The 10,220-nt window shown below is 62.2% G+C and carries 9 protein-coding genes; 5 read left to right on the top strand and 4 right to left on the bottom strand.

Going from position 1 to position 10,220, the window contains the following annotated elements:
- Positions 1-105: 105 nt before the first annotated feature.
- Entirely contained in the window at positions 106-1,134 is a 1,029-nt protein-coding gene (locus tag ACCD05_RS07940; protein ID WP_413392026.1) for a zinc-dependent alcohol dehydrogenase family protein, read from the bottom strand.
- Between the two features lie 173 nt (positions 1,135-1,307).
- Here ACCD05_RS07940 and ACCD05_RS07945 point away from each other — a divergent pair, with 173 nt between their 5' ends.
- The 4 genes from ACCD05_RS07945 to ACCD05_RS07960 all read left to right on the top strand — a co-directional run bounded on the left by ACCD05_RS07945 (position 1,308) and on the right by ACCD05_RS07960 (position 6,165).
- Positions 1,308-2,225 (top strand): neutral zinc metallopeptidase, encoded by a 918-nt coding sequence (locus ACCD05_RS07945; protein WP_413392027.1) that lies wholly within the window; start codon positions 1,308-1,310, stop codon positions 2,223-2,225.
- Between the two features lie 105 nt (positions 2,226-2,330).
- A complete protein-coding gene (locus ACCD05_RS07950) occupies positions 2,331-3,224 on the top strand; it encodes a LysR family transcriptional regulator (RefSeq protein WP_413392028.1) in 894 nt (297 codons plus the stop codon).
- Between the two features lie 165 nt (positions 3,225-3,389).
- Positions 3,390-4,637: a TCR/Tet family MFS transporter gene (locus tag ACCD05_RS07955; protein WP_413392029.1), complete on the top strand. Its 1,248-nt coding sequence runs from the start codon at positions 3,390-3,392 to the stop codon at positions 4,635-4,637.
- A 139-nt stretch (positions 4,638-4,776) separates the two neighbouring features.
- Complete coding sequence (locus ACCD05_RS07960) at positions 4,777-6,165, top strand: MATE family efflux transporter (protein WP_413392030.1); 1,389 nt, start codon at positions 4,777-4,779, stop codon at positions 6,163-6,165.
- A gap of 14 nt (positions 6,166-6,179) precedes the next feature.
- Here the strand turns inward: ACCD05_RS07960 and ACCD05_RS07965 are convergent, their stop codons facing one another.
- Entirely contained in the window at positions 6,180-7,220 is a 1,041-nt protein-coding gene (locus tag ACCD05_RS07965) for an acyltransferase family protein (protein ID WP_413392031.1), read from the bottom strand.
- Between the two features lie 163 nt (positions 7,221-7,383).
- Positions 7,384-8,589, bottom strand: coding sequence for a glutamine-hydrolyzing carbamoyl-phosphate synthase small subunit (carA, locus tag ACCD05_RS07970; protein ID WP_113236407.1), 1,206 nt, complete (start codon positions 8,587-8,589; stop codon positions 7,384-7,386).
- Positions 8,590-8,862: 273 nt separating this feature from the next.
- Here carA and ACCD05_RS07975 point away from each other — a divergent pair, with 273 nt between their 5' ends.
- Positions 8,863-9,315: a GatB/YqeY domain-containing protein gene (locus ACCD05_RS07975; RefSeq protein WP_026282805.1), complete on the top strand. Its 453-nt coding sequence runs from the start codon at positions 8,863-8,865 to the stop codon at positions 9,313-9,315.
- Positions 9,316-9,319: 4 nt separating this feature from the next.
- Here the strand turns inward: ACCD05_RS07975 and ACCD05_RS07980 are convergent, their stop codons facing one another.
- A complete protein-coding gene (locus ACCD05_RS07980; RefSeq protein ID WP_413392032.1) occupies positions 9,320-10,198 on the bottom strand; it encodes a hypothetical protein in 879 nt (292 codons plus the stop codon).
- Positions 10,199-10,220 lie beyond the last annotated feature (22 nt).

Below are 10,220 nucleotides of genomic sequence, written 5' to 3' on the forward strand. Positions count from 1 at the left end.
CGGGTCGCGCATATGATGGTCTTTTCAGGCTAGAAGCGGCTTATAGGCAAATGTATTCGTGAACGGAACCCCATAATTTTCGGAATCGACAGGAATCGGAAGGGGCTAGCCAAGACCTGGCAAAACGAGCGCTCGAATCTCGCCTGGACGGGCCGGATTGCTGATCGCTTCCACAGCTTCGGCAAGCCCGATACGGCGCGATATCAGGGGCTCCACCTTGATAACGCCCGAGGCCACAAGATCTGCGGCGCGCCTGTGGGTGAAGGGGTTGATGAAGGAGCCGATCAGCCTGATTTCGCGAAACAGCAGGTCGAAGGGCTCGATCGACACTTTCGCGCCCTGCGGCATGACGCCGAGAATCACGACCGTGCCACCATGACGGGCAAGGGCAGGGGCCTGCTCGACGGTCTCGGCGACGCCGGCGCATTCGATGACGACATCCGCGCCGCCCGGCAGCAGACCATTGGGCGCGGTAATGTGTTTGATGATGTCGCCATCACCAGGGTCCGCGGTCATTGTCGCGCCGAGGCTTTCGGCCAGCCGCCGCTTGTCGGCGCTGCGGGTGACGAGCACCACGTCGGTAGCGCCGGCAAGGCGTGCGAGTTGCACGACCAGCAGCCCGATGACGCCGCCGCCCAATACGACCACAGATGAGCCGGTCCTGATTTCGGCCAGGTCGACGCCGTGCAGGCAGCAGGCGAGTGGTTCGCAGAAGGCGCCGTGCAGGGGATCTAGATCATCGGGCAGGGCGAAGGCCTGCTTTTGCGGGACGATCACATACTCCGCGAAGCCGCCGTCGCGGCTGATGCCGATTGCCTGGAGGTTGCGGCAAAGATTGACGCGGCCGCGCTGGCACTGGTCGCATTGGCCGCAGGAGATGTTCGGGTCGCCGGTGATGCGCATGCCCTCGCGAAAACCGCTGACGGCGGGGCCGGTTTCCTCGACGATGCCGGTGAATTCATGGCCGAGCGTGATCGGCGGGCGGGATGGAAACTCCCCATGAAGCAGGTGCCTGTCGGTACCGCAGATGCCGCAGGCCTCGACGCGGACCAGCAGCTCGCCGGCGCCGGGCCGTGGCTTTTCCACCTCGCTGAAAGAGACGTTCCCGATTGCTTCCAGCCGCACTGCCTTCATGCCAGTTCTCCTCCGATATCTCCCTCGTGCAGAAGGGGCGAAAGTAAAGCGCGCGTCAAGCGCCTGTCGTGGCCGCGAAGGGCGGATACGCGTGGTTGAAATCGGCTGGAATTTCCCATTCTCCCGGATATATAAGGGATGAGAGAGAAAGCAGTCTCTGCGGGGAGATCATCATGGAATGGAAAGGCCGGCGTCAGTCCGACAATATCGAGGATCGTCGCGGTGATCCTTCCATGGGTGGATTGGGACGAGGGGGCGGCTTCAGCTTTCCGTCCGGCGGCGGTATGGGCCGGCGCGGTGGCGGGCTCAGCATCGGCACCATCATCTTCCTCGTCGTGCTCTATCTGATCTTCAAGGCCATGGGCATCGACCTGCTGCAGGTGATGGATGGCGGCATGTCGAGTGGGCCGGGCTATGAGCAGAGCCAGTCCAGCGGCAGCCAGACACCCGCCAATGACGAGATGACCGCCTTCGTGCGCACGGTGCTCGCCGAGACAGAGGATACGTGGCAGGGCATCTTCCAATCGATGGGACGCCAATACGAAGATCCAAAGCTGGTGCTGTTCTCAGGCCAGACGCAGTCGGGTTGTGGCTTCGCATCCGCCGCGACGGGACCGTTCTATTGCCCTCAGGACCGCAAGGTCTATCTCGACACGGCTTTCTTCAATGAGCTCAGCCGCAAGTTCGGTGCATCGGGCGATTTCGCGGAGGCCTATGTCGTCTCGCACGAGGTCGGCCATCACGTGCAGAACCTGCTCGGCATCCTGCCCAAGTTCAACGAGGCGCGCCAGCGCATGAGCGAGGCTGATGCCAACAAGATGTCGGTGCGCGTCGAACTGCAGGCCGATTGTTTCGCCGGTATCTGGGGCAAGTTCACCCAGCAGAAGGGCATCCTGGAAGCGGGCGATCTCGAGGAGGCGCTGAATGCTGCGCAGCAGATCGGCGACGATACGCTGCAGAAGCGCAGCCAGGGCTATGTCGTGCCCGAGAGCTTCAACCACGGCACCTCGGCGCAGCGCGTGAAATGGTTCAAGCGCGGCTTCGACACCGGCCAGATGCAGGCCTGCGATACCTTCTCCGGTCCGGTCTGACGGTTGCAGGTCCTGTCTCCGGCGCCGCGTCCGCCGGCTTTCGTCTTGTGCATCCTTGTGCGATAGTTCGGCTCAATTTGAGCCGATCGTGCGGGAAAATGCACAATGGATGATCTTCCACTCAGCGACCTCGATGCCTTCACGGCAATCGCGACGGAGAGAAGCTTTCGCGCGGTGGCGCGCAAGCGGGGCGTTTCGGCCTCGTCGCTCAGCGATTCGCTGCGGCGGCTGGAAGAGCGGCTGGGGGTGCGGCTTCTCAACCGGACGACGCGCAGCGTGACGCCGACCGAGGCCGGACAGCGGCTTCTCGAACGGCTGGCGCCGGCGTTGGGGGAGGTCGCGTCGGCGCTCGGGCAACTCGACAGCTTCCGTGAGGGACCATCCGGAACGCTCAGGCTCAACGTGCCGACCATCGCAGCGCGCTCCTTCCTGTCCGATATCATCAACCGATTTCTGAAGGCCTATCCGAAGGTGCGGATCGAGGTGATCGGCGAGGACAGTTTCATAGACGTGCTCGGCGCCGGCTATGATGCGGGCATTCGCTATGACGAGCGGCTGGAGCGCGACATGATCGCCGTGCCGATCGGCCCGCGCCGGCAGCGCTATGTGACGGCGGCGTCGCCCGATTATCTCAAACGGCGCGGCGTGCCGAAGCATCCGCGCGATCTCATCGACCACGATTGCATCATCCACCGGTTCCGGAGCGGTACGAGCGCGACACCTTGGGAGTTCGATCGGGACGGCGAAACGCTGATGATCACGCCGACGGGGCAGGTGTCGGCCAATGCGTTGGAGATCGAGGTGGGAGCTGCGGTTGCCGGTCTCGGCATCATACGCACCTTCGAGGAGGTGGTCATGCCCGAGGTTGAGGCCGGGCGGCTGGAGCTCATTTTGGAGGAGTGGGTGACGGAGTTTTCCGGACCGCTTCTCTATTACGCCAGCCGTCGCCACATGCCGGCGGCGCTGCGGGCCTTTATCGACTTCATAAAGGCGGAGTAATAGAAGGTCCCGAAGTCCACTATTTGTTCCTGTTGTCTATCAATATAAGTCTTTAGCCTATCAAAACAATTGAAATGTTCACGTATTGTTTCCATTCTCCCGGCTATGTAGCATAGCGGCGGACGAGATCGTCCTCTGGAACACGTACTGATTTAGAGATGCAGCATGCTTGATCCAAAATTCGTCCGCCGTGGACTGTTCCTCGTCTTCATGATCCTTTTTCTCGACGTGATCGGGATCGCGATCATCATGCCGGTGCTTCCTGTTTATCTGGAGCAACTCACCGGCGGTTCCGTCAGCGATGCGGCGCTCGATGGCGGCTGGCTGCTCGTCGTCTATGCCGGCATGCAGTTTTTGTTCGCGCCGTTGCTCGGCAATCTGAGCGATCGCTTCGGGCGGCGGCCGGTGCTGCTGCTCTCGGTTCTGACCTTCGCGATCGACAATCTCATCTGCGCGGTGGCGACCAGCTTCTGGATGCTGTTCATCGGGCGCATGCTGGCGGGCTTGAGCGGTGGCAGCTTCGCGACCTGTTCGGCCTATATCGCCGACATCAGCAACGAAGAGAACCGCGCCAAGAATTTCGGCCTCATCGGCATCGCCTTCGGCGTCGGCTTTACAGTCGGTCCCGTCATCGGCGGCTTCCTCGGCGAGTTCGGGCCGCGCGTGCCTTTTTATGGCGCGGCGGCGGTGTCGTTCCTCAATTTCGTTGCGGCCTGCTTCCTGCTGCCGGAGACGCTCGATGCCAAGAACCGGCGCCGTTTCGAGTGGAAGCGGGCCAATCCTCTTGGCGCGTTGAAGCAGATGCGAAACTATTCCGGCATCGGTTCAATTGCTGCCGTCATGTTCCTGTTCTGGCTGGCGCATGCCGTCTATCCTGCTGTCTGGTCGTTCGTCACCAGCTACCGCTACAATTGGAGCGAGGGCGAGATCGGGCTTTCGCTCGGCATTTACGGGATCGGGGCCGCCGTCGTCATGGCGCTGGTGCTGCCCCGGATCGTGCCCGTTCTCGGCGAATGGAAGACGGCGGTGGTCGGGCTCTGCTTCTCGGTGGTCGGTCTCACCGGCTATGCCTTTGCCTGTGAGGGATGGGTGGTCTATGCGGTCATCGTTCTGACCGTGATGGAAAACATCGCCGATCCGCCGCTTCGCAGCATTGCGGCCGGCAAGGTGCCGCCCTCGGCGCAAGGTGAGCTCCAGGGGGCGCTGACCAGCCTTTCCAGCATCACGACGATCATCGGTCCGCTGATCTTCACGCAGATGTTCGGCTATTTCACCAAGCCGGATGCGCCGGTCACCTTCGCGGGCGCGCCGTTCCTGATGGCGGCGTTCTTCATCCTGATCGCCACCTTGGTGTTTCTTTTGCGCGTGCGTGTCTCCAAGACAGACAAGGCGCTCGGCCAAGCGGCCGAGTGATCGATCAGAATTGATGATGTGATGATGAATATTTCATCATCTGCATATTTTTCGGTGTCCCTTCCTCGGCATTTCCGTTAGAGCCTTGGTCATATTGTCGCGCCTTGCGACTATTTGCACCAACTCACAGGACACCGTCATGGACACGCCGATCGACGCGCGAAAGCTGGCGCCGACAACCGATAACCGTTGGAGCGCGCATATCCGCGCGACGCTGGCGCTCGGCGTGCCGCTGATCGGTGCGCAGTTGGCTCAGCTCGGTATCAACACCACCGACGTGATGATCGTCGGGCGGCTCGGCGCCGAGCATCTGGCGGCGATGGTGCTGGCCGGCCAGTTCCTGTTCACGATCCTGGTTTTCGGCTCCGGCTTCTCGATCGCCGTCATTCCGATGGTGGCGCAGGCCTATGGCCGTGGCGACGTCGTTAGCGTGCGCCGGTCGCTGCGCATGGGCCTGTGGGTGGTTCTCGCCTTCTGGGTGCTGATGTCGCCGGCCTTCTTCAATTCCGAGCACATCTTGCTTGCCGCCGGGCAGAAGCCCGAGGTGGCGGCGCTGGCGCATAGCTATATCGTCATCGGCCAGTTCGCGGTGCTGCCGGGCCTGCTCTACAACGTGCTGCGTTCGCTTGTCAGCGCCATCGGCAAGGCGGCGGTGATTCTCAACGTAACGATCGCCATGCTGGTGCTGAACGCGGTCTTTGCTTATGTGCTGGTGCTCGGCCATTTCGGCCTGCCGGCCATGGGCTTGCGCGGTGCGGCGATCGTCTCGGTGCTGGTGCAGACGGCGGGCTTCTTCTTCATCCTTGCTTACGTCCAGAGCCGGCCGGAGACCCGGCGCTACGAGATCCTGGTTCGCTTCTGGCGGCCAGACTGGAAGGCCTTCTTCGAGGTCGTGCGTTTGGGGTTGCCGATCAGCGTGACCATCCTTGCCGAAGTCAGCCTGTTCACCATGGCATCACTGTTGATGGGCCGGATCGGCACCATCGAGCTTGCCGCGCATGGTATCGCGCTGCAGTGGGCATCGATTGCCTTCATGATCCCGCTCGGCCTGTCGCAGGCGGCGACCGTCAGGGTTGGCGTCGCGCATGGGCAGGGGGATCGCGTGGCGCTGGTGCGCGCGGCCGTGTCGGTATCGGCGCTCGCCTGCGTCATCTCGGCGGTCGGCGGGTTGCTGTTTGCGATCATGCCCGGTTTCTTCGCGGGTTGGTTTCTCGACACGCACTCGGCCGAGGCGCCGCAGGTGCTTGCCTATGCCGGACCGCTGATCGTGATCGCCGGGCTGTTCCAGCTGGTCGACGGTCTGCAGGCGATCGCCAACGGCCTGCTGCGCGGGCTGAAGGATGCGCGCGTGCCGATGATCCTGGCGTTGATCGCCTATTGGCCGATCGGCTTCTTCCTGGCCTGGGCGCTGGCGTTTCCGCTGGGGCTCGGCGGCATCGGCATCTGGCTCGGCTTCCTGATCGGATTGTTCACGGCCGCGCTGATGCTCTGTGCGCGGTTCTACATCCTGATGCGGCGCGAGGTTTAAACTCGCGAGGTAGCTCAACTGCGGGTATTCGGCTGCGGATTGGCGAAGACCTTCGATCCGCGTTGATGCCAGAGCGATACCAGCGCCCGGCGGGCCGGGGTCTCGATGCATTCGTAGCTGATCCAGGCGATCAGCAGGGCGGCGGCGAGTGCCGCCGGGACGACGATATAGAGCGGCAGGGCTGAGGACAGGGCATTGCCGATCAAGAACATCACCGGCACGTGGAAGAGATAAAGCGAGAAGCTGATCTTGCCGAGAAAGCGCATCGGGGCGGCGGCGAATACGGCTGCCGACAGCCGATGCTCGCGCGCCACCAGCAGAACGGCGAGCGCGCCCGCGAAGGCGGGTGCCAGTCCCCAGGCGTTGTCGGCATTGGGAAACAGGTGGGTCGAGATCAGGATGAAGAAGGGTAGCGTTAGCGCCAGCACACCCGTCGCGGTGCCCTGCAATCGCTCGCTCAGCAGCGGCTGAAGCCTGCCGACGGCGGCGCCGAAGAGGAAGAAGGCGAGCTTGGAGATGAGGAGAATGCCGGGACCTGGAAAGCCGGCGAGCGCGTCGAGCGCGAGAAAGCCCGCAAGCAGGACGCCGATCACCTGGTATCGCCTGGTGTCGCTGAAGAAGAGCCAGATCACCGGAAAGAGCAGATAGAACTGGATCTCCGGCGGGACCGACCACAGGACGCCGGTAGAACCCAGCAGCAGGATGTGGCGCAGGATTTCCTTGCCGCCGTGGATCGGGTTGATGAAATCGAAGCCCGGAATGCTCGATAGAACCGCGACCACAAGCACGGCGACCAGATAGACCGGATAGATGCGAGAGAAGCGGCTGACCAGGAAATCGGCCACGGCCTTGCGGCTGATCGGCCGGTCGCCATAGAGATAGGCCATCAGGAAGCCGCTGAGGGCGAAGAAGATGGCGACTGCCCGGCCGCCGACGCCCGTTATCATGAAGGGCGCAAGCGAGGGGAAGATCAGATCGAGGTGCGAGAAGACCACTGCCGCGGCGGCCATGCCGCGCAAGCCGTCGAGACTGGCTATGTGCTTCTTTTCCTGCATTGATGGCACCTTCGGCCGGCGTTGCGCGCGCCTGGGTGCGGATCATGAAATGTCGGCCTTAAATTGCGATTAACAAATGACGCAAGACCATGCCCAAGGCCTGAAATGAAAAGAGCGGCGCCGTGGTCTTCGGCGCCCCTCTCTCTAATCTCTGTCTATCCGCCTAGCGTTCGGCCAGTGCCGCTTCGCCCTTCTTCTCGCGCACCATGTTGATGAAGCGGCGGAAGAGGTAGTGGCTGTCCTGCGGGCCGGGGGAGGCTTCCGGGTGGTGCTGGACGGAGAAGATCTGCTTGCCTGAAACACGCAGGCCGCAGTTCGTGCCGTCGAACAGCGAAACGTGAGTCTCCTCAACACCTTCGGGCAACGACTTCGTGTCGACCGCGAAGCCGTGGTTCATCGAGACGATCTCGACCTTGCCCGTCGTGTGGTCCTTGACTGGATGGTTGGCGCCGTGGTGGCCCTGGTGCATCTTTTCGGTCTTGGCGCCGAGTGCCAGACCCAGCATCTGGTGTCCGAGGCAGATGCCGAAGAGCGGGATATCCGTCTTGATCAGCGACTGGATGACCGGAACGGCGTATTCGCCGGTCGCGGCCGGGTCGCCCGGGCCGTTCGACAGGAAGATGCCGTCGGGCTGCATGGCGAGCACTTCCTCGGCGCTCGTCGTCGCCGGCATGACGGTGACCTTGCAATCGAGGCCGGCGAACAGGCGCAGGATGTTGCGCTTGACGCCGTAGTCGAGGCAGACGACGTGGTACTTGGCATCCTCGGCCTTCAGCTCGCCGTAGCCTTCGTTCCAGACCCACGGGGTCTGCGACCACTGCGAGGACTGGCCGGAGGAGGCGATCTTGGCGAGGTCGAGGCCTTCGAGGCCGCTCCAGGCCTTGGCTTCGGCCTTCAGCGTGTCGACGTCGAAGACGCCGTTCGGGTCGTGGGCGATGACGGCGTTCGGTGCGCCGTTCTCGCGGATCCAGGCGGTGAGCGCGCGGGTATCGATGCCGCAAAGGCCGATGACGCCGCGGGCTTTCAGCCAGGCGTCGAGATGCTTGGCGGCGCGGTAGTTGGACGGGTCGGTCATGTCGGCCTTGAAGATGACGCCGACCGCGCCGTGGCGTGCCGCCGGCGTCAGGTCTTCGATATCTTCTTCATTGGTGCCGATGTTGCCGATATGCGGGAAGGTGAAGGTGACGATCTGGCCGAGGTAGGAGGGATCGGTCATGATCTCTTCGTAACCTGTTAGCGCGGTGTTGAAGACCACTTCGGCCTGGACCTTGCCGGTCGCGCCGATGCCCTTGCCTTCGATCACTGTGCCATCCGCCAGAACGAGCAGGGCGGTCGGCTTTTCGGTTGTCCAGGGTGCTGTCGCGGTCATCTTCATCCCGTTTCCGGCCGCCAGACGTCCTTGGGCAACGTTGGCCGGCCATTTTGGTTCGCAAGCGTGTACGCGCGGCAAGGCGCGCGCTCTCAGGCCTGATCACGAATTTTGGTGCAGGTGGCGGTAAATAGCCACGCTATTTCCTGAGGTCAATCTTTGTACCGCAGATTCTAAGGGTTTTCTGCCGCTTTATGTCGCGCGTTTCGCAATTTATTTGATCCCACGCATTCGTCTGGTTTATGAAGCGGCATTCAAACAGGAGTGTTTATGATGTTGCGCGATCAACTCGCCGCCGCCCTCAAGGATGCGATGAAATCCAAGAATGCCGAGCGTCTTTCGACCGTTCGCCTGATCCAGGCTGCGATCAAGGACCGTGATATCGCCAATCGCGGCGCCGGCAAGGAAGAGGCCAGCGACGACGAAATCCTGCAGATCCTGGCCAAAATGGTGAAGCAGCGTGACGAATCGGCGAAGATCTACGACGAGAACGCCCGCCCGGAGCTCGCGGCCAAGGAGCGCGCCGAAATCAAGGTGGTGCAGGACTTCATGCCGAAGCAGCTTTCCGATTCGGATGTGCGCGCCAACATCGCGGCGATCATCGCCGAGACGGGTGCTGCCGGTCCGAAGGACATGGGCAAGGTGATGGCGGTGCTGAAAGAGCGCTATGCCGGCCAGATGGATTTCTCCAAGGCCTCGGGCGCCGTCAAGGAACTCCTGAACTGATCGATCAAGCCAGGCGCGCGGTCCTTGGGACCGCGGGCCCGAGCACGCTTGCCGCGGCCGCGTCGATGACGGCGAATTTCGCGGCCTGGTAGCCCCAATATTCCCGCACGAACTTCTTCGACATCCAGGTCTCGCCCTTGAACGAGGCCTCCGACCAGCCGATGCTGCCCATCTCGGCTGCCTGCGACAGCAGTCGCTTCAGGTGCGTGTTGGAGATCATGAACTGGTCGCGGATTTCCTTCAGCGAGAGCCTTCCGATCGCGACGCGCTCCATCGACTGGTCGAACGAGGTTATGCGCGTCATCAGCAAGTCCATGACGAGGCCGCCGGAGTTCGCCCAGTTGAAGAGATTGTAGGTGGTGCCGGGATCGCGCACCGCGTCGCTGTCGATGATGCCCTTGGCGATCAGTGGCTGCATGCGGGCAAAAACCATCGGATCCTTCATCGCCGCCTCGAGACGATGGCCGCCATCGAGGTTGTCGAGGATCATCAGGTGAGCGGCGAGCCATTTGTGGAAATGCTCGAGCGCCGTCTCGGTCGGCTCCAGCAGGCGCGTGCGCTTGTCGGACGGGCTTTCGACCGGGCGGAGGAATCGATAGGCAAGCATTTCCTGCATGAAGGCGGCCGCCGTGTTGCGGCTGGCGATCTTCTTTTCTATCGCGAATGAAATGAAGCGGCCGGAGTAGAGGCCGCCCTTGGGATCATCAGGATAGCCGAAATAAAGCGCGAATCCGAGTTGCGCCATCAACCAGCGTTGCTGGGCGGCGAATATCGACGCGATGCGTGGGCTTTCGCGGTAGATCGCGAGCATTTCGCGCGCGAATTCCAGAACCAACGCGAAAAATGCGTCACTCTCTAAAAATTCTTCAACCTTATGTGGCATGCTTGGCAACCATCCGAAGTTG

The organism is Rhizobium sp. Rhizsp42 (genome assembly GCF_047304155.1).
Taxonomy (GTDB): domain Bacteria; phylum Pseudomonadota; class Alphaproteobacteria; order Rhizobiales; family Rhizobiaceae; genus Rhizobium.